The sequence below is a fragment of the Tateyamaria pelophila genome (assembly GCF_019966495.1).
GTDB classification, from domain to species: Bacteria; Pseudomonadota; Alphaproteobacteria; order Rhodobacterales; family Rhodobacteraceae; genus Tateyamaria; species Tateyamaria pelophila.
On the sequence record NZ_JAIMIA010000011.1, the window covers coordinates 32,955 to 52,909 of the forward strand.

Here is a 19,955-nt window from a genome sequence, read left to right on the forward strand (position 1 = left end):
TCCAAAACTGGTCGCCGTCCGAACGGCGTTCGATCGCCGCTCCGCGTGACAGTCGCACCCAAAGGCCGACCATTGCAAGGGACTGAAACGCAGAGCTCTGCTTTGGTGACCAGGCATTGCCCTGCTTGCACAAAATTTGAACACAGGGCGCAATCTGGTCGCGTGCACTTATCCTGCACTGTTCCTTCCAGACGAAACACATTCCATGCGATGCCCAACGCGGACCATCAAAAACCGGGTGAGGCTCAGCACATGTTCTTATTTAAAAATATGAACATACCGCCGTGATCCAATGCGTCGCTTCAACCCGTTTCAGGTGATCACATCAGGCTCCGTCCGCCCGATCAGCGCCGCCATGTTGCAAATCTCCTGCGCTGCGCCTCGCACGTCGGCCAAGGCCGCTTGGGTGTCCAGATCCAAAGCGCCGTCGACGCCCGAATACTGTTCGAGATAGAGGCGCAGTGTCGCCCCCTGGGTTCCCGTCCCCGACAGTCGGAAAACGGCACGCCCGCCACCCGCAAAAGCAATCCGCACGCCCTGGTTTTTGCTGATCGACCCGTCCACAGGGTCCAGATAGGAAAACTCGTCGGCCGTCGCGACGGTCACATCGCCAAACGCCTGCCCCGCCAATCCGTCCAGTCTGGCGCGCAATTCGCTCATCAACTGATTGGCCTGATCGGTCGCCACCGCCTCATAGTCATAGCGTGAATAGTAGTCGCGCCCGAACGTCTGCCAGTGTTCCTGCACGATATCTGAAACCGATTGCTTGCGCACAGCCAGGATGTTCAGCCACAAGAGAACAGCCCAAAGACCGTCTTTTTCGCGCACATGGTCAGACCCGGTACCCGCACTTTCCTCGCCACAAATCGTCACTTTGCCCGCATCCAACAGGTTGCCGAAGAACTTCCAGCCTGTCGGCGTCTCATAGCATCCAATGCCGAGTTTGGCCGCCACCCTGTCGCTGGCCGCACTGGTCGGCATCGACCGGGCAATACCGGCCAGACCGTCTCGATAGGCCGGGGCAAGATGGGCATTCGCAGCCAGAACCGCGAGGCTGTCGGAAGGCGTCACATAGGCACCTCGCCCCACGATCATGTTACGATCTCCGTCGCCATCCGACGCCGCACCCATGTCGGGTGCCGCATCCGACATCATCAGATCCATCAAAGGCTTGGCCCAGATCGGATTGGGGTCCGGATGTCCCTTGCCGAAATCTTCCAACGGGACACCGTTGACAACAGTACCGGCCGGAGCACCAAGGGCCCCTTCCAGGATCGCCGTTGCATAGGGTCCTGTCACGGCATGCATCGCATCAAAACGCATCGTGAAACCGCCGGCAAACAGCCCGCGGATCGCGTCAAAATCAAACAGCGCCTCCATCAGCGCCTGATAGCTTTCCACCGGATCGACGACACGCACGTGCATATCGCCGATCTGCACGTTACCTACGGTGCTCAGATCGACATCTGCCGCGTCCACGGTCTTGAACTGCTCGATTGTCTTGGTGGCGTCGAACATTTTCGCAGTCAGCCCTTCGGGGGCCGGACCACCGTTTTCCGCATTGAACTTGACGCCGAAATCTTCGTCGATGCCGCCGGGGTTGTGGCTGGCGGACAGGATAAAGCCGCCGTCGGTCTTGTTCAGGCGGATCAGGTGCGACGCGGCAGGCGTCGACAGTATACCGTCCTGCCCGACGATCACTTGGGACGCGCCATTGCCTGCGGCCATTTTCAGGATCGTCTGAATGGCCGCTTTGTTGAAATACCGGCCATCCCCACCCACGACAAAGGTCTTGCCCGCACCGCCGCCAATCGCATCAAAGGTCGCCTGAATGAAATTCTCAAGATAATGCGGCTCCATGAACACGCGCGTTTTTTTCCGCAATCCGGACGTGCCGGGCATTTGCCCCTCGATCGGGGCGGTCGCGATTGTCTCAATCTTCATGTGAAAGTCCTTTCCGGGGGCTGGCCCGTCCGGCCTGTTTCATCAGGGTCGCAACCCCTGCGAGACGGCCATCTTCGCTCAATTCTTCGACGGACACCGTATATTTACGGCGCCAATTCGGGTGCTCATCAATTGTTCCGGGCAGGTTTTGCGCCTCGACAGAGGACAACACATCATCCAGCTGGACCGCAACCAATCCGGCATTGGATTGCGCCAATCTGCGGTGGATCGCAGCGACGAAATCCTCTTCGTCTTGTAGTTTTCCCACATCCTCAGCCCGCGAGGTGCGCAAATCACTGACAGCGTCGCCGTCAACCCACTCCAGATCTTGCCACCAATCGATATCACGCCCGGTCTCAAACCCTTTGACGGTGGGTGTATCATGGGTCGCGAAACAGGACAAAACCTGTGATTGGCCATCCTCGGGCGCAGGAAACGTGCCGCTGTGGTCTTTTTCGTATTGCAGCACGGAATAGCCGTAAAAGCCGCTGTCGCGCATGGTCTCACGAAATCCGTCCGGCACCAGCCCAAGGTCTTCGCCGATGACGACGCAGTTGTTTCGCTCCGCCTCGATCTTGATCACGGCGAGCAGAGCATCAAAGGATTGCCGGATGTAGCCCCCGGGACTGCCGTCATCCGGCAGCCAGAAGCTGCGGTTCAATCCGAGGACATGATCAATGCGGATGATACCTGCATGTTGCATGGTGCTGGCCAAAATCCGGCGCAACGGCGCGTAGCGCTGCGCCTTGAGCTTGCGCGGCGCAAAAGCCGCCAGGTCCCAGTTTTGGCCACCCGGGCTCAGATGATCGGGCGGCGCACCCAGTGACACGCCCTGTGCAATGGCCGCATGTTCGCACTGCGCCTCCGCCCCGTCCCGACGTGGGCCGACAGCCAGATCCAGATAGAGCCCCAGCGCCATACCCGCATCCAATGCCCGGGTTTGTGCAGATGCAAGCTGCGTCTGCGCAACCCATTGCAACCACGTATAAAAAGCGATGCGTTCCGGGGACGCTACTGCTGTTTGCGCGGGCCATATGCGCCAATCCGGCCCGTGTGTCTCGCTCAGCGCCTCGAACCGGGCGAAATCCGCAAGAGCTGGCCCGCTTGCCGAAAGGAAAGCCTCAAAACCGTGCCGCGCCGTCTCGGACGCATCTGTCGCAAAGACCGCGTGAGCGCGTTCAAGCGCTGCATTGTGGGCCTTCTTATGCTCTGTGTACTGGACTGTGCCGACGGCTTTCACAGGCTCAAGACCAGCCACCCCAAAAGACCCTTTCAGGCCGGGTATCGCATCGAGCGCGATATAGCTCGTGTTCAGAAATCCCCGATGGGACGGAGAATACGGACTGATCGCTGCGGTATTGCTGTGCCCCATATTGTGAATGGGATTGACGCCGACAAAGGACGCCCCTTGCGCCCCCGCGAGGCACGCCATTTGCGCCAGATCCTCATAATCACCAAGACCGGAGTTCCGTTCAGACCGCACACCATAAAGCGCGAAATTCAAACCCCATAACCGATCCGTTTCGGTCACGGACCGGATGAGTGGCAGGCGTACCGGCGCCGCGATGACGGTAACAACCTCGACGCGGCCAGAGGCTTCGGCCGTGAGTTCATAGATGCCGGAGCGCAGCGGCGGCAACGTGATATGATCGCGGCGCTCTCCTTGCGCCGCAATCGTGTCCGTATCGTCCAGCCGCAAATGCCATTCGGCCCCAAGGCCGAAATTCAACGGGGCTTCGACCCCGCTTTCCACGATGATCTCTTCGGGAAACCATCGATCATCAATGCTGTGACGCAAGGCGCCCAGGGCATCACGGATGGCTGCGTCGCTCGATACGTCAATGCCGTTGCCCGCCAAAAGAGCCTTTTGCGTGTCCGGCGTCATGTGACGCTGGTAACCCTGCAAATCGTAGAAGCTGGGAAGGATGCCATTGAGGTCAGCCAGCGCTCTGAGATCCTGATCCACGCTCATTCCTCGGGCTCCTTGGATATGAGAACGAAGGCAGCCACCGTGTTTGCACAGACCGCAACCGCCTCGTATTCGGGTTCCGCGCGGGGCTCCTGCACATGACTTGTCGTATCAATGGCACGCATCCACGTCTGGCCTTCGGGCGGCGTCGGCAGGACAACAGACGTATCTTCGTCTTCACGATTGAACGCGATGAAAACCACGTCCCCATCCGGTTCGAAATCAGGCGCTTCTGCCGAGCACCGCAGCGTCAGGCACAGATTGGCGAGCCCGGGATCACGCCAGGCGACCGCCTCTCCGGCGAAATCCGTCCATGTGACATCGGTATGCCCGTCCGCTTTGCGCGCGGCACCGTGCAAAAACCGGCTTTGCCGCACCGCGATATGATCCTGCCGGAACACGGACAGCACGCGCACAAAGCCCAGCAGATCGGTATCCGCACTGTCCCAGTTCAGCCAGCCAATCTCATTGTCCTGACAATAGGCGTTGTTGTTGCCCGCCTGCGAGTTGGAAAATTCGTCGCCCGCCAGAAGCATCGGCGTGCCTTGTGACAAGAACAGCGTAGCCAGCATGTTGCGCTGGCGCCGCGCCCGCAAGGCGCGAATTTCGGGATCGTCCGTGTCCCCCTCGACCCCGCCATTGTCGCTGAAATTTGAATGATGCCCATCGCGATTGTTCTCGGTGTTGGCCTCGTTGTGACGCTTGGCATAGCGCGTGGTGTCGGCGAGTGTGAACCCGTCATGCGAGGCCAGAAAATTGACCGATGCCCAGCTGCGCCGTCCGCCTTGGTCAAATTTATCCGCCGAGCCCAGCAGCCGCGCCGCAAGTTCCTGCGCACTATGCGAATCGCCCCGCCAGTAGCGGCGCACCGTATCGCGATAGCTGTCGTTCCATTCGGAAAATTCGTGCGGAAACGCGCCCAGCCGGTAGCCGCCGGGGCCGATATCCCAAGGCTCCGCGATCATACGGACTTTTGCCAGCACGGGATCTTGCCGCAGCGCGTCAAAAAAGCCGCCCCGCGGATCAAACCCATGATCTTCGCGCCCAAGTGTGGTCGCCAGATCAAAGCGGAACCCGTCGACCCCCATGCATTCGACCCAAAACCGCAAACTGTCGAGCACCATGCGCAATACATAAGGATGCGACACGTTCAGTGTGTTCCCGCAGCCTGTATCGTTCACATAGTAGCGCGGCTGGCCCGCCGTCAGGCGGTAGTAAGACGCATTGTCGAGCCCGCGAAAGCTGAGCGTCGGGCCACGCTGATCGCCTTCGGCCGTGTGGTTGTAAACCACATCCAGGATCACTTCGATCCCTGCCGCGTGGAACCGCGCCACCATCTGACGAAAACCCTTCAGGCCATCCGGCCCGAAATAACGGGGCTCGGGCGCGAAAAAACCGATGGAGTTATAGCCCCAATAGTTGCGCAGACCCCGCTGCACCAAAAACTTGTCGTCCACAAAGGCGTGCACCGGCAACAGCTCGACCGCCTGCACGCCCATGGACGTCAGATGCGCCAGCATCGCGTCACTGGCCAGTCCTTCATAGGTGCCGCGCACCGCCTCGGGTACATCCGGGTTGGCTTGGGTCAGACCCTTTGGATGGGCCTCGTAAATCAGGTCCATGTCCGAGCAGTTATGACGGCCCGCCGACATCCCCTCGAACAGGGCCGGATCGGAAACGACTGATTTCGGGACAAAGGGGGCTGAATCGCGCGGATCAAAGGACAGATCCTGCGCAGAGGAGCCTTCATCATAACCCAGCGTCGCTGGATGGGTCACCCAATCGCCGTGCAGTTCACGGGCATAGGGATCCAACAGCAGTTTGTTCGGGTTGAACCGGTGGCCATGCTCCGGCGCGTATTGCCCATGCGCCCGGTATCCGTAAAGCGTGCCAACAGGCAAACCCGGCAAATAACCGTGCCAGATCGGTCCGCTGCGTTCGGGCAGCGCAATACGCGCCACCTCGCGCTTGCCGTCAGGCGAGAAGAGGCAAAGCTCAATCTTGTCGGCATTTTCCGAAAAGACAGCGAAATTGACGCCTGCGCCGTCGTGATGCGCACCAAGGGTGGCGGCACTGCCGCTGGTTACCTTTTGGGGGGTCATGTCGCTCGCCTAGTGCTCTGAAATGGATTGATAAACGTTGAGATAGGCCGTCGCAGACAGGTCCCAGCCCACGGGGTGGCGCATCGCCCGGCGCATCATCGCGGCCCAGACCTTGGGTTGTCGGTACAGTGCACATGTCCTTGCGATCGCATGGCCAAACATCGTTGCATTCACGGGTGCGAACTGCACGCCCGTGGCACATTCGGCCAACAGTGCCGCCTCGTTGGCGTCAATCACCGTATCGGCCAGCCCGCCCGTGCGGGCCACAACCGGCAACGTGCCATAGCGCAGACCATAAAGCTGGGTCAGCCCGCAAGGTTCGAACCGCGAGGGGATCAGGATGGCGTCACTGCCCCCCTGCATCAGATGCGACATCTCTTCATCATAGCCAATGATCGTGCCAACCGATCCCGCATAGTCGCGCGACGCGGCCACAAAGGCACGCTCCAGATCCGGCTCACCCGTGCCCAGCACCGCGAGTGTTGCACCCTGCTCGACGATCAGCGGCAAACAGTCCAACAACATGTCCAGACCCTTTTGCGCGGTCAGCCGACTGATCAGGCAAAACAAGGGGCCGTCACCGGGCGTCAGCCCAAAGCGGGCTTCAACCTCGGCCCGGTTGCGCGCCTTGCCCTTCAGACTGCGCGCACTGTAGGTCGCGACAAGGGCCTCATCCGCCTCCGGCGACCACACGTCCAGATCGATTCCGTTCAAAATACCGGACAAGTCACTCTGACGGGCCCGCAACAATCCATCCAGCCCCATACCAAACTCCGGCGTCAGCAATTCTGCTGCATAGGTGGGGCTGACCGTCGTGATCTTGTCCGACAGGGCAATGCCTGCCTTCAAAAAACTGATCTTGCCGAAATATTCGATGCCGTCGGGCGTAAACAAATCGGTGTCCAGACCGAGAGCCGTCAATCGGGTGGCGTCGCACAGACCTTGAAAGGCGATGTTGTGGATCGTCATGACAACCTGCGGCGCGGGTTCCCCGCTCTGGCGCAGGTAAACGGGCAAGAGCCCCGCCTGCCAGTCATGGCAATTCACGACGTCGGGCCGCCAGTCGCCCAGCCCCTTCAGTGCGATCTGCGCACCCGCAAAGGACAACCCGGCAAAGCGCATATCGTTGTCGGGCCAGTCCAGAGCGTTCGGGCCAAGATATATGTTGCCCGGCCGATCAAAGAGGTGCGCTGCCTCAAGCAGCAGCAGGTCGAGGCCCTTGGCCCGTACCGCCACGATCCGTGCCGGACCGCCAAAGAGGTCGTCAAAATCCATGACGCTCTGCCCTGTTGCCACCAGCGATGCCAGGGCGGGATAGGCCGGGATCAGCACCTTGACGCTGGCACCTTGGGCCGCCAGCGCCTTGGGCACCGCCCCGATCACATCCGCCAATCCCCCCGTCTTGATAAACGGGGCGCATTCCGAGGCGACAAAGAGAACGTTCATGTCAGCTTTCCAATTTGTCGATCATGCTTTGGGTGATCAGGCAGATGCCATTGTCCGTCCGGCGGAACCGCTTGGCGTCGGCCTCCGCATCCTGGCCAACAACCAGACCTTCGGGAATGATAACGCCGCGATCAATCACCACGTTTTTCAACTGTGCCTTCCGGTTGATCTCGGCATAAGGCATCGCCACGACACCTTCGAGCTGGGAATAGGAGTGCGTGCGCACGCCGGTGAACAGGAAACACCGATCCAGCGACGAGCCCGAGATGATACAGCCGCCCGACACCATGGACGACACCGCATGGCCGCGCCGTCCTTCCTCGTTGTGGATGAATTTGGCAGGGGCCGTCAGTTCCGAATAGGTCCAGATGGGCCAGGTCGTGTCGTAAAGATCAAGTTCGGGCTTGAAATCCGTCAGATCCACATTGGCCTGCCAGAACGCATCCACCGTCCCTACATCGCGCCAATAAGGTTTTTCCTCAAGTCCGCCGCGCACGCAAGACCGGCTGAACGGGTGCGCCATGGCTTTGCCGTTCTTGACAATGCCCGGAATGATGTCGCCGCCAAAATCATGCTTGGAATTCGGGTTTTCGGCATCGGCGAGCAGCAAGTCACACAGGTATTCTGTCTCGAAGACATAAATACCCATGCTGGCCAGCGCCTGATCGGGATGTCCGGGCATGGCCGGCGGGTCGGCAGGTTTTTCGATGAAATCGAGGATGCGATCGGCCTCGTCGACCTTCATCACGCCAAAGCCGCGCGCCTCCATGCGGGGCACTTCGATGCAGCCGACGGTGACGTCCGCGCCGCTTTCGACGTGCTGTTTGACCATCAGCGAATAGTCCTGCTTGTAGATATGGTCGCCCGCCAGAATGATGATGTATTTGGGGCCATAGCCACGAATGATGTCGATGTTCTGGGTGACCGCGTCGGCGGTGCCCTTGTACCAGTTTTCATTGTCGAGTTGCTGGGACGCGGGCAGAATATCGAGGGATTCGTTGCGCTCGGCCCGGAAAAAGCTCCAGCCGCGCTGCAAGTGACGGATCAGCGAGTGTGCCTTGTACTGGGTGGCCACGCCGATGCGCCGAATGCCGGAATTCACCGCGTTTGACAGGGCAAAGTCGATGATCCGGCTCTTGCCACCGAAATACATGGCCGGTTTTGCCCGCCTGTCGGTGAGTTCGTACAATCGACTGCCACGCCCCCCTGCCAGCACAAACGCCATAGTTTGCTGCGCAAGCCGTTGTGATTCATTGTCCACTGGTTGTCCTCCCTCTTCGTCGTTCAAGTCTTCAGGTCAGTGACCTTCTTCCAATTCAAAAAACAGCGTCGAAAGCGGCGGAATCGTCAACGAGACCGAATGTGGCCGACCCGACGCCGCGACCTGATCACTTTCCGCAAAGCCGTAATTTCCACGATCGCCGCCGCCATAGCAGCCTGCATCGGTGTTCAGCTTTTCGATCCAACGACCCGCCTTGGGCACGCCTATGCGCCGCCCCGTGCGTTCGACCGGGGTGAAATTACTCACAACCAATACCGGAGGCGTGCCATCTGTTCCGTGACGGACCCATGCCAGGATGGACTCGTCCGCCGCACCCTCTTCGACCCATTCGAACCCTTCGGCCTTGCAATCCAACTGGTGCAGTGCGGGCGTGGCGGCAAACAAACCGTTCAAATCGCGCACAAGATTCTGAATGCCCCGATGCAACGGATGATCCAGCAAATGCCAGTCCAGACTGCTGTCGTGGTTCCACTCCACCCCTTGGGCAAACTCGCATCCCATGAAAAGCAGCTTCTTGCCCGGATGGCCCCACATAAACCCGTAATAGGCGCGCAGATTGGCGAATTTGTCGTCCCCCTGCCCCGGCATCTTGTCGATCATCGACCCTTTGCCGTGCACCACTTCGTCATGGCTGATCGGCAGCACGAAATTTTCGGAAAACGCGTAATGCAACCCGAAGGTCATCTTGTGGTGGTGGTATTTGCGGTTGATCGGGTCCTCGGACATATAGGACAGCGTGTCGTTCATCCAGCCCATGTTCCACTTGAACCCAAAGCCGAGCCCGCTGTGATCCACCGGCGCGCTGACGCCGGGAAAGGCCGTGGATTCCTCAGCGATCGTCATGATGCCGGGCGCATCGCCATAGACCACAGTGTTTGTGCGTTGCAAAAACGCAATCGCCTCAAGGTTTTCGCGGCCACCGTCCTTGTTCGGGACCCACTCGCCCTCCTTGCGCGAATAATCGCGGTAGAGCATCGAAGCGACGGCATCCACGCGCAGCCCGTCGATGTGATGTTCGCGCATCCAATAGAGCGCGTTTGCCACAAGGTAGTTGGACACTTCTCTGCGCCCGTAATTGTAGACAAGCGTGTTCCAGTCGGGGTGAAACCCTTCTTTGCGGTCCGCGTGCTCATAGAGCGGTGTGCCGTCAAACTGGCCCAACCCGTGAATGTCTTCGGGGAAGTGCCCCGGCACCCAGTCAAGGATCAGACCGATCTCGGCCGCATGGCACGCCTCCACAAAGGCGCGGAACTCTTCGAGGGTACCGTGGCGGATGGTCGGAGCATAAAGGCCGATGGGCTGATACCCCCACGAGCCGTCAAAGGGAAACTCCGAAACGGGCATAAGCTCAAGATGGGTGAACCCCATGTCCTTGGCATAGGCCACCAACTGTTCAGCATGTTCAAGATAGGAAAGAGGGCGGTTGCCATCTTCGGGCACACGCCGCCACGACCCCAGATGCACCTCGTAGACCGAAATCGGCTGATCGATCCGGTGCAGCGCTTCGCGCTTTGTCATCCACTTTTTGTCGGACCATTTGTGGCCATCAAGCTTGCGCACGATCGACGCCGTCTTGGGCGGATGTTCCGCCCCGAACCCGAATGGGTCGGCCTTTTGCGGCAGCAGATTGCCCTGACCATCCAGCAACTCGTATTTATAGGCTTCGCCGTCACCAAGGCCCGGCATGAAGATTTCCCATACACCGGTCTGACCGCGCTGCCGCATCGGGTTGCGCCGCCCGTCCCAGGCGTTGAAATCGCCGATAACGGACACGCGGCTGGCATTGGGGGCCCAGACCGCGAAATGCGTGCCTTCGACAGCGTCATGGGTCATCACATGCGCGCCGAGCACTTTCCAGAGGTCCAGGTGCGCGCCTTCCGCAATCAGATGCTCATCCAGTTCGCCAAGGACCGGGCCAAAGCGATACGGATCATCCTGCTCCCAGACATGGGGGCCCTTGGTGATCCGCAACCTATAGGCAAAGGGGTTCTTGCGCCGCGCGGCCGTGCCGACAAAGACCGAAGGCGTATCAGGCAAAGCGGTCAGCGACAGAACCTTGCGACCTGTCTTGCGGTCCAGAACGTCGATGGAGTCTGCCTCCGGGTGAAACACCCGCACGGTAACCTTGGCATCAACCGGATGCATGCCAAGGATGGAAAACGGATCAGAATGCGTGCCTGCCGCGATCCTCGTTGCGTCTTCAAGATCGATCACGTCACTGTATCCTTCACTTCAATTCACGGTCTTAGATAACGGATTTTGCATGCCAAATGTCATCCGCATATCCTCGGATCGTCCGATCGGACGAGAACCAGCCCATGCGGGCCGTGTTCGCTGCGGCCATCCGCGTCCACCGCGCCTTGTCCTGATAAACTCCGTCTACTTCACGTTGCTTGTCAAAGTAGCTGTCAAAATCGGAACTGACGAGGAAATAGTCATGCTCCCACAAATTGTGCAGAATGTCCGAATAGCGATAGCGGTCCCCGCCTGAAAACACGCCTTGGGCAATCTGGCCCAAAACGCGGCTGAGCCGCGGGTTCGCTTCGATGGCGCGACGGGCATGACCATGCTCGTCCCGCTTTGCCTGCGCCTCTGCCGCGGTCAGACCAAAGAGGAAGAAGTTGTCCGCGCCGACATGTTCAAGAATTTCAACATTGGCCCCGTCCAGTGTGCCGATGGTCGGGCTGCCGTTCAGCGACAGTTTCATGTTGCCGGTGCCGGATGCTTCCTTGCCGGCCGTCGAAATCTGTTCCGACAGGTCAGACGCGGGGATCAGGATTTCGGCCATCGAGACGTTGTAGTTCTCAGGGTAGACGACCTGCAAATAATCGCGGGTCACCGGGTCAGTGTTGATCGTGGCAGCCACATCGTTGATCAGATGAATGATCGACTTGGCCAATGCATAGCCGGGGGCAGCTTTGCCGCCAAAGACCTTGACGCGCGGTGTCCAGTTGCCGTTCGGATTGTCACGGATTTCGTTCCAGAGCGCGATGGTCTCCAGAATGTTCATGTGTTGGCGTTTGTATTCGTGGATGCGCTTGATCTGAATGTCGAACATGGCCGACGGATCCAGCGTGATGCCGTCGCGCTTTTTCAGCCAAGCCGCCATCCGGTCCTTGTTTGTCACTTTCGCCGCGTCAAAGGCCTGCTGGAAGGATGCGTCATCCAGATAGGCTTCCAGATCTTTCAGTTTTTCAAGATCGTTTTCCCAGCCTGTGCCGATTGTTTCGTTGATCAGGTTGCGCAGCGCCGGATTACACGAATGCAACCAGCGGCGCGGCGTGATGCCGTTGGTCTGGTTCAGAATACGCTTGGGATAGGCTTGGTGCAGGTCGGCGAACACGGTTTGCTTGACCAGTTCGGAATGCAGCGCAGACACGCCGTTCACGCTATGGGCCATGACGAAAGACAATTCGCCCATGTTGACATTGCCATGATCGATGATCCGCACATGGCTGCCTGTTTCGGCGATGTGGTAATCCTGAATCATCTCTATGATGCGGTGATGCCGCGGCAGAATGCGCGCAAACAGGTCTTCGGGCCACCGCTCCAGCGCTTCGGGCAGCAGCGTGTGATTGGTATAACCAAGACAAGCGCGCGCCATTTGGATGGCTTTGGTCATGTCAATGCCATGCTCGTCCACCAGAATGCGCACCAGCTCCGGGCCCGCAATGGCCGGGTGCGTGTCGTTGAGCTGAATGGCCACGTGGTCGTCCAGTTCAGTCAGGTCATAGCCTTCGGCGATGAACCGGCGCAGCAGGTCCTTGATCGAGGCGGAGGTAAAGAAATACTCCTGCTTCAGCCGCAATTCCTTGCCCACATCGGTGGTGTCATCGGGATAGAGGACGCGCGAAATGGTCCGGGCGAGGCGCTCGGGCGCATTGGCCCCGACATAATCGCCCCGGTTAAAGCTTTCGAGATCAAAGAGCTTGATGGGTTTGGCAGCCCAGAGCCGCAAGGTATTGGCCCACTGCCCCTTCCAGCCCACAACAGGCGTATCATAGGCCGAGGCCAGCACGGTCTCCGCGGGATGCCAGACCGCCTTGCCATCGGATTCACTGACATAGCCGCCAAAGTGCACCTCATACGAGGCTTCGGGCCGCTCGAATTCCCAAACATGGCGCTGCGCCAGCCATCCTTCGGCCGTCTCAATCTGCTGACCGTCCTGAAAATGCTGCTCGAAAAGCCCGTGCTCATAGCGAATGCCGTAGCCATAGGCCGGGATCGCGAGAGTCGACAGGCTGTCCATGAAACAGGCCGCCAGACGGCCCAGACCACCATTGCCCAAGGCCGCATCGGGTTCATCCGCGACAACGGTCTCATAGTCCTGTCCAAGGTCCGCCATGGCCGCACGAGCCACGTCTTCGACGCCCAGGTTGATCGTGACATCCTCGATCAGGCGACCGATCAGAAATTCCATCGACAGGTAATAGACCCGTTTGTGCTTGCCCTCATATGTCTTGCGGGTCGAGGCGAACCACGGCTCGACCACCCGATCGCGCAACGCCAGCGACAGCGACATGCGCCAGTCATAGACGCTCGCGTGCTCGGGATCCTTGCCAATTGAAAGCTTGAGATGTTTCGAGATGTCGTCACGCAGAACGTCTGCGGTGAGGAGGGTTTGGTTCTGGTCCAGCATGTCGCTCTCTTTCCGGCTCGTCGGTTTGATCCCGCGTCATATACACCGCATCTGCGCCAGTCTACAGTGCGCGCGGCCCTCTCCTATGCAAATCCGCGTCAAATTGTTAGCGCTAAAATAGACTCAGATCCCGACCGTGACCAGAAAGCAGCTATGCAGGCGCGGCACGGCCCAAAAACGATGCAAAATTAGGCACTACCAAAGTGAAACGGCTTGCCGTTGCCCTGTGGTGCCGCATGGCCTGCCCGTCAGCTTTAAAAAAAAGGCGTTTTGGGACAGCACGCAAACGCTGACCCGGACGACTATTTGCCGCAATATTGGGCTGTGGGTGTAACCGAGGCGACGGTGACAGTCGTCCCGACCGGAATCACGAACTCGCTTTCGCCCACCTGCACGAAACCAGCCTCTCCCGAAAAATCGATCGGGGCTGGCGCCCAGTCAAACGTGTATCCAAGCGACGTCCAGGGATATTCCACCGGCTGCGCAGTCCCGAAGGCTGAATAGTATTGCTGATAGAAAAAATCGCGATGCGCCTCACAGGTCCCGTCATAGCTGTCGCACGCCTTGGGCGCACCGACGGTGCAGGTCGTGGTATCGGTTGCCGAATCTCCGCACGGCCGGAAGATGGCAGCCCCCGCGGTTGCGGCGTCAATGTCAAAAGTCACGAAATGACTGTTGGTGGATCCCGGCGGCAGGCCCAACCGCTGCTCAATCCGGAGGTTCAACGCAGCTTCGCTGCTCGCGATGGTTTGGGCATATCCGGTACAGAACTCCTGAAGCTTGGGCGACACCGTCACCCAGACATCTTTTTCAAGTGGCACCGCTGTCCCGGCTGGATACTTTGGCAGGTCGCTGCTCCGGATCCACGTGGCGACCTGATAGGTTCCCGATGTCGGCAGCTTCTCCAGCGTGTCGACAACCTCAAACGGATGCGCCACGGCCATGTCCTGCACTGCCGTGATATAGCGATCATACCGGGTCTTGTACCGCATGGCCTCATCGAACTGCGGCACGCAGAGCGCCCCGCCCTCGGGCAGGTTGTAAATGCCAGAGATGTATTCGAATTGCGGGTCCGAGGTCCGCATGTTGGTCGCCAGCAATATCGCAAAGCGGAACGAACTGTCACCAAACCAGACATCCGAGATTTGCGACAAACGGGTATCGGCTTCGATCTTGGGGGTCGCAAGGCAGGCGGGGTTTGCCTGGGCCAATGCGGGCAGGCATGAAAAGAGGCCGAAAATGAAATATCGCATTGGGTCCTCACAGAAATAAACAATCAAAATTACCCGCAAAAGTTGCGGACTTTGCACAGTTCGGTCAAGCGTTTCTCCACAAAGCGCAAGCAAATGCCGGTTTCTGCGATAATCGGACGCATTGAGGATATTGACGTCGCAATCAAACATCGCTTCGGTCGGGCATTGATGGAAAAAGAAGGTCGGAGGTCTGATTCATGAACTACTCTGGCTTCAAGGTTATCAAAGAGGCGCTGACAGGTCACAAAGGGTGGAAGCCCGCCTGGCGCGATCCCGAACCCAAGCCGTATTATGACATCGTCGTCATTGGCGGTGGCGGGCACGGGCTGGCCACCGCCCACTACCTCGCCAAGGTCTTCGGTCGGCGCAACGTTGCGGTGATCGAAAAGGGCTGGATCGGCGGCGGCAATGTGGGCCGGAACACAACCATCATCCGCTCGAACTATCTGCTGGACGGAAATGAACCGTTCTATGAATTTTCCCTGAAGCTATGGGAAGGGCTGGAGCAGGACCTCAATTACAACGCCATGGTCAGCCAGCGCGGGATCATCAACCTGATCCACTCGGACGCCCAGCGCGACGCCTTCGTCCGGCGCGGCAACGCGATGATCCTGAACGGGGCCGATGCCGAATTGCTGTCCGAAGCAGCGGTGCGCGCCGAATATCCCTATCTCAATTTCGACGATGCCCGCTTTCCCATCAAGGGCGGGCTGGCCCAGCGGCGCGGCGGCACCGTGCGCCATGATGCGGTCGCCTGGGGCTTTGCGCGCAGCGCTGACAGCAACGGCGTCGACATCATCCAGAACTGCGAAGTCACCGGCTTTCACACCCGAAAGGGTAAATGCCTCGGGGTCGAGACGACACGCGGCTTCATCGGCGCAGGCAAGGTCGGCTGCGCGGTCGCAGGAAATTCCGGCAAGGTCATGGCGATGGCCGACATGCGTTTGCCGATTGAGTCACATGTCTTGCAAGCCTTCGTTTCCGAAGGACTGAAACCGGTGCTGCCCGGTGTGATCACCTTTGGCGCAGGGCACTTCTACGTCAGCCAGTCCGACAAGGGCGGGCTGGTCTTTGGCGGCGACATCGACGGCTACAATTCCTACGCCCAGCGCGGCAACCTTCCCGTGGTTGAAGACGTCTGCGAAGGCGGTATGGCCATCATGCCGATGATCGGGCGCGCCCGGCTGCTCAGGATGTGGGGCGGCATCATGGACATGTCGATGGACGGTTCGCCCATCATAGACCAGACCGACATTTCCGGCCTCTTCTTCAACGGCGGCTGGTGCTATGGAGGGTTCAAGGCCACCCCCGCCTCGGGCTATTGCTTTGCCCATCTGCTGGCCACGGGAACGCCGCATCCAGTAGCTACAGCCTACCGCTTCGACCGGTTCAAGACCGGGCACATGATCGATGAGAAAGGGGTGGGTGCGCAGCCCAACCTGCATTGAGAGCATGACACATATGGAAAGCCACAGCCAACCGCCCTGCCGGTCCGAGGACATCCGATGATCATCAACCACCCGCTGCTTGGCCCCCGCGACAGCGCCGAATTCGTGTATCTGGGCGACGCAAACCTGATGGAGCGACCGAATTGGCAATCCGATACGGCCCCGCAGGACTTCTACGACTATGCTTATCTGAGGGCCAATCCGGCAGGCACACATCGCGAGCTTTGGTTCCACGAGGGCGGCGACCGGTCGTGGCTGGTGGTGACCCGCAACACGGTCACCCACGAGATCAGCAAGGTGGAACTGGCCCGCGACGTGGCCCGCGCGAAAGGGCGCTCGAAATGACCCAGGAAAACCGCCTGACCGGCGGCCAGATTGACCGCACGACCCGCCTGCGGTTTCAATTCGACGGCAAGAGCTATGACGGCCATCCGGGCGACACGCTCGCCTCTGCGCTGCTGGCCAACAACGTGCGCCTGATGGGCCGGTCCTTCAAATATCACCGCCCGCGCGGCCCACTGACCGCAGGATCCGAAGAGCCCAACGCCATTGTCGCATTGCGCAGCGGCGACAGGCAGGAGCCCAACACGCGTGCCACCACGGCTGAACTTTATGACGGGCTTGTCGCAAGATCGCAAAACCGCTGGCCCAGACTCGCATTTGATATGATGGCGATCAATGACGGGTTGTCCGACTTTCTGACGGCAGGGTTTTACTACAAGACCTTCATGTGGCCAGCAGCCTTTTGGGAACGTCTTTACGAGCCGCTCATTCGCAAGGCCGCAGGGCTCGGATCGCTATCGATGCAAGACGACCCGGACGTCTATGACAAAGGGTTCCTGCACTGCGAGCTGCTGATCATCGGCGCAGGACCATCGGGTCTGATGGCCGCGCTCACCGCCGGACGCGCAGGCAAGCGGGTCATTCTGGCGGACGAGGATTTTCGCATGGGCGGGCGATTGAATGCCGAAACCTTTGAAATCGGCGATGAGACAGGGGCAGCATGGGCCGAGGCAACCGTCGCCGAACTGGCAAGCCTGCCCAATGTTCGCCTGATGCCCCGCACGACGGTTATCGGCGCCTTCGATCATGGCATTTTCGGCGCGGTCGAGCGGGTCAGCGATCACCTCGCGGTGCCCGCTCCCGGTAAACCCCGCCAGATTCTGTGGCGCATCTATGCCAAGCAGTCCGTACTTTGCGCGGGTGCCACCGAACGGCCCATCGCCTTTGACAACAATGACCGCCCCGGCATTATGCTGGCCTCGGCGCTGCGCGCCTACGTAAACCGCTATGCCGCGACGCCCGCGCGCCGTGTTGCGATCTTTACCAGCACCGATGACGGGCACCGCACCGCCTGCGATTTGCAAGCCAAGGGCGTCACGATCGCCGCCGTGATCGATACCCGGACCGATCTGGCCTTCAATCACGATTATCGCGTGATCCGCGGCGGGCAGGTGATCGACACCCAGGGGCGGCTTGGTCTCACCTTCATCACCGTGCGTCTGCCCAATGGCGAAACTCAAGTGGTCGAATGCGGCGCACTTGGGGTCTCCGGGGGCTGGAACCCGAATGTGCACCTGACCTGCCACCAGCGCGAGCGGCCTGTCTGGGACGATACTCTCGCGGCTTTTGTGCCGGGGGAAACGCTGCCCGTGGGCATGACCGTCGCAGGCGCAGCCAACGGCGCCTTCTCGACCCATGGCGCGCTCGCCGCCGGCCAGGAGGCCGCGATAACCGCGCTGCAAATATCCGACCCTCAACCCGCCTTGCCGTGGGCCGAAGACGCGCCCGTCACACAGACGCCATTCTGGTATGTCGAAGGCTGTTCCAGAGCGTGGCTCGACCAGCAAAACGACGTCACCGTCAAGGACGTAAAACTGTCGCACCAGGAAGGCTTCCGCTCGGTCGAACACCTCAAGCGCTACACCACCCTCGGCATGGCCACAGATCAGGGCAAGACGTCGAACATGGGCGGGCTCGCGATCATGGCCGAACTGGCGGGCAAGGCGATCCCCGAGGTTGGCACAACCATGTATCGCCCCCCCTACACGCCCACATCGATTGGGGTGCTGGCCGGGCGAATGCGCGGCAAGGCGTTCCATCCGACCCGCCTGACGCCCTCGCACCAGTGGGCCAAGGAACGCGGCGCGGTCTTTGTCGAGGTCGGCAACAGGCTGCGCGCCCAATGGTTCCCGATCAAGGGCGAAACCCACTGGCGCCAATCGGTTGACCGCGAAGTCCTGGCCACCCGCAGGTCGGTCGGCGTGTGCGACTGCACAACCTTGGGCAAGATCGACGTACAGGGCACCGATGCCGCGACTTTCCTCAATTTCGTCTATTGCAACGGTTTTGCGAAACTGGCGGTGGGCAAGACCCGTTATGGGCTAATGCTGCGCGAAGACGGGATGGCGATGGATGACGGCACCGCCGCCCGGTTGGCCGACGATCACTTCGTGGTCACCACGACGACCGCCAATGCGGTAAAGGTCTATCAGCATATGGAATTCGTGCGCCAATGCCTGGTGCCAGACATGGATGTGCAGTTGATCTCGACGACCGAGGCTTGGGCACAATACGCCGTCGCAGGGCCGAACTCCCGCAAGCTGCTGCAAAAAATTGTGGACCCGGAATTCGACATTTCGAATGACGCGTTTCCCTTTATGGCTTGCGCCAATATCACGGTCTGCGGTGGCTTGCGCGCAAGGCTTTTCCGGATTTCCTTCTCGGGCGAACTGGCCTTCGAGGTCGCTGTGCCGACACGCTATGGCGACGCACTGATGCGCCGGTTGATGCGCGACGGCAAGGAATTTGACGTCACACCATACGGCACCGAAGCCCTGGGCGTGATGCGTATTGAAAAAGGCCATGCGGCGGGTAACGAGTTAAACGGAACCACGACCGCCCTGACCCTTGGGATGGAGCGCATGGTCTCCAAGGCCAAGGACAGCATCGGCAGCACCCTGTCGGAACGCCCCGGCTTGAATGAAAGTGACGGGCTGAGGGCCGTGGGGATCAAACCCACCGATCCGGCGCAAAAGATCACTGCGGGCGGCCACCTGATGAACGCCACCGGCCCTGTGGATGCGGCCCATGATCAGGGCTACGTCACGTCCGCAGCCCATTCGCCCACCCTGGGCTCCATGATCGGGCTGGCCTTTCTCAAGGCAGGCAACACACGGCATGGCGAAAAGATGCGGCTTGTCTCTCCGCTCACGGATCTGAGCGTCGAGGTGGAAATCACCTCCCCGCATTTCATTGACCCAGAAGGAGAGCGTCTTCGTGCATGATCTTCAGCCCTTCAACGCCCTGGCCGGTCGTGTGCCGCTGCGCGCTGACATCGGAACCGTCACCCTGCACGAGACGCCGAATGTGGCTCTGGCCTCCGTTGCCGCGCGACTTGGACAGGAAACCGCCTGCAACACGGCGCTGAGAGATCTGCTTGGCACCGACCTGCCCGGCCCGGGCAAAGCCGCTTTGGGGGATAGCTTCGATGCCCTCTGGACCGGCCCCGACCAGTGGATGATCTGCGCACCTTATGCCACCCACGAGGATCTGGCGGATATCGTGAAAACCCGGCTTGGCCCAAGCGCGTCGGTCACCGAGCAATCAGACGCCTGGGTGTGCCTTGACCTGATCGGCCCCGGCGTCAATGCGGTGATGGAGCGGCTGTGCAATCTGGATATTCACATGATGGAAATGGGCGACGCGACCCGCACAACCATCGATCACCTCGGCTGTCTGGTGGTTCGACGCACACCGATGAACGGGTTTCGGATCCTCGGGCCAAGGTCGTCTGCCGAATGCTTGTTTCATGCGATAAGAACCGCGATGCGCTCAGCGCTGTGACACTGGGCGACAGGCGATTTCGCCTC

At 59.9% G+C, this 19,955-nt stretch carries 12 protein-coding genes; 4 read left to right on the forward strand and 8 right to left on the reverse strand.

Going from position 1 to position 19,955, the window contains the following annotated elements:
• Window positions 1–312 precede the first annotated feature (312 nt).
• The 8 genes from LC354_RS05795 to LC354_RS05830 all read right to left on the reverse strand — a co-directional run bounded on the left by LC354_RS05795 (window position 313) and on the right by LC354_RS05830 (window position 14,635).
• A complete protein-coding gene (locus LC354_RS05795) occupies window positions 313–1,944 on the reverse strand; it encodes an alpha-D-glucose phosphate-specific phosphoglucomutase (RefSeq protein ID WP_223421946.1) in 1,632 nt (543 codons plus the stop codon).
• Window positions 1,934–3,916, reverse strand: coding sequence for a 4-alpha-glucanotransferase (gene malQ / locus LC354_RS05800; RefSeq protein WP_223421948.1), 1,983 nt, complete (start codon window positions 3,914–3,916; stop codon window positions 1,934–1,936). Before malQ ends, LC354_RS05795 begins: the two co-directional genes overlap by 11 nt.
• Entirely contained in the window at window positions 3,913–6,015 is a 2,103-nt protein-coding gene (gene glgX, locus LC354_RS05805; protein ID WP_223421950.1) for a glycogen debranching protein GlgX, read from the reverse strand. Before glgX ends, malQ begins: the two co-directional genes overlap by 4 nt.
• Window positions 6,016–6,024: 9 nt before the next feature.
• A complete protein-coding gene (gene glgA / locus LC354_RS05810; protein ID WP_223421951.1) occupies window positions 6,025–7,461 on the reverse strand; it encodes a glycogen synthase GlgA in 1,437 nt (478 codons plus the stop codon).
• Between the two features lies 1 nt (window position 7,462).
• A complete protein-coding gene (glgC, locus tag LC354_RS05815; RefSeq protein WP_223421953.1) occupies window positions 7,463–8,722 on the reverse strand; it encodes a glucose-1-phosphate adenylyltransferase in 1,260 nt (419 codons plus the stop codon).
• A 36-nt stretch (window positions 8,723–8,758) separates the two neighbouring features.
• Window positions 8,759–10,957, reverse strand: a complete 2,199-nt coding sequence (gene glgB / locus LC354_RS05820; RefSeq protein WP_223421954.1) for a 1,4-alpha-glucan branching protein GlgB — start codon at window positions 10,955–10,957, stop codon at window positions 8,759–8,761.
• Between the two features lie 31 nt (window positions 10,958–10,988).
• Entirely contained in the window at window positions 10,989–13,382 is a 2,394-nt protein-coding gene (locus LC354_RS05825; RefSeq protein ID WP_223421956.1) for a glycogen/starch/alpha-glucan phosphorylase, read from the reverse strand.
• Between the two features lie 302 nt (window positions 13,383–13,684).
• Window positions 13,685–14,635, reverse strand: a complete 951-nt coding sequence (locus LC354_RS05830) for a hypothetical protein (protein WP_223421958.1) — start codon at window positions 14,633–14,635, stop codon at window positions 13,685–13,687.
• Window positions 14,636–14,832: 197 nt separating this feature from the next.
• Between LC354_RS05830 and LC354_RS05835 the strand changes: the two genes are divergently transcribed.
• From LC354_RS05835 to LC354_RS05850, 4 genes are read left to right on the forward strand one after another with little or no spacing between them, the layout of a single operon-like run.
• A complete protein-coding gene (locus LC354_RS05835) occupies window positions 14,833–16,083 on the forward strand; it encodes a sarcosine oxidase subunit beta family protein (protein WP_223421959.1) in 1,251 nt (416 codons plus the stop codon).
• Between the two features lie 57 nt (window positions 16,084–16,140).
• Complete coding sequence (locus tag LC354_RS05840; RefSeq protein ID WP_223421961.1) at window positions 16,141–16,428, forward strand: sarcosine oxidase subunit delta; 288 nt, start codon at window positions 16,141–16,143, stop codon at window positions 16,426–16,428.
• On the forward strand, window positions 16,425–19,370 hold the full coding sequence (locus LC354_RS05845; protein ID WP_223421963.1) for a sarcosine oxidase subunit alpha family protein: 2,946 nt from the start codon (window positions 16,425–16,427) through the stop codon (window positions 19,368–19,370). The genes LC354_RS05840 and LC354_RS05845 overlap by 4 nt, the downstream gene beginning before the upstream one ends.
• Entirely contained in the window at window positions 19,363–19,929 is a 567-nt protein-coding gene (locus tag LC354_RS05850) for a sarcosine oxidase subunit gamma (RefSeq protein ID WP_223421964.1), read from the forward strand. The genes LC354_RS05845 and LC354_RS05850 overlap by 8 nt, the downstream gene beginning before the upstream one ends.
• The last annotated feature ends 26 nt before the right edge of the window (window positions 19,930–19,955 follow it).

Bases quoted from the DNA above. Each gene is read 5' to 3' on its own strand.
- LC354_RS05795 (WP_223421946.1), bottom strand. From the start codon at position 1,944: ATGAAGATTGAGACAATCGCGACCGCCCCGATCGAGGGGCAAATGCCC.
- malQ (WP_223421948.1), bottom strand. From the start codon at position 3,916: ATGAGCGTGGATCAGGATCTCAGAGCGCTGGCTGACCTCAATGGCATC.
- glgX (WP_223421950.1), bottom strand. From the start codon at position 6,015: ATGACCCCCCAAAAGGTAACCAGCGGCAGTGCCGCCACCCTTGGTGCG.
- glgA (WP_223421951.1), bottom strand. From the start codon at position 7,461: ATGAACGTTCTCTTTGTCGCCTCGGAATGCGCCCCGTTTATCAAGACG.
- LC354_RS05825 (WP_223421956.1), bottom strand. From the start codon at position 13,382: ATGCTGGACCAGAACCAAACCCTCCTCACCGCAGACGTTCTGCGTGAC.
- LC354_RS05830 (WP_223421958.1), bottom strand. From the start codon at position 14,635: ATGCGATATTTCATTTTCGGCCTCTTTTCATGCCTGCCCGCATTGGCC.
- LC354_RS05835 (WP_223421959.1), top strand. From the start codon at position 14,833: ATGAACTACTCTGGCTTCAAGGTTATCAAAGAGGCGCTGACAGGTCAC.
- LC354_RS05840 (WP_223421961.1), top strand. From the start codon at position 16,141: ATGATCATCAACCACCCGCTGCTTGGCCCCCGCGACAGCGCCGAATTC.
- LC354_RS05845 (WP_223421963.1), top strand. From the start codon at position 16,425: ATGACCCAGGAAAACCGCCTGACCGGCGGCCAGATTGACCGCACGACC.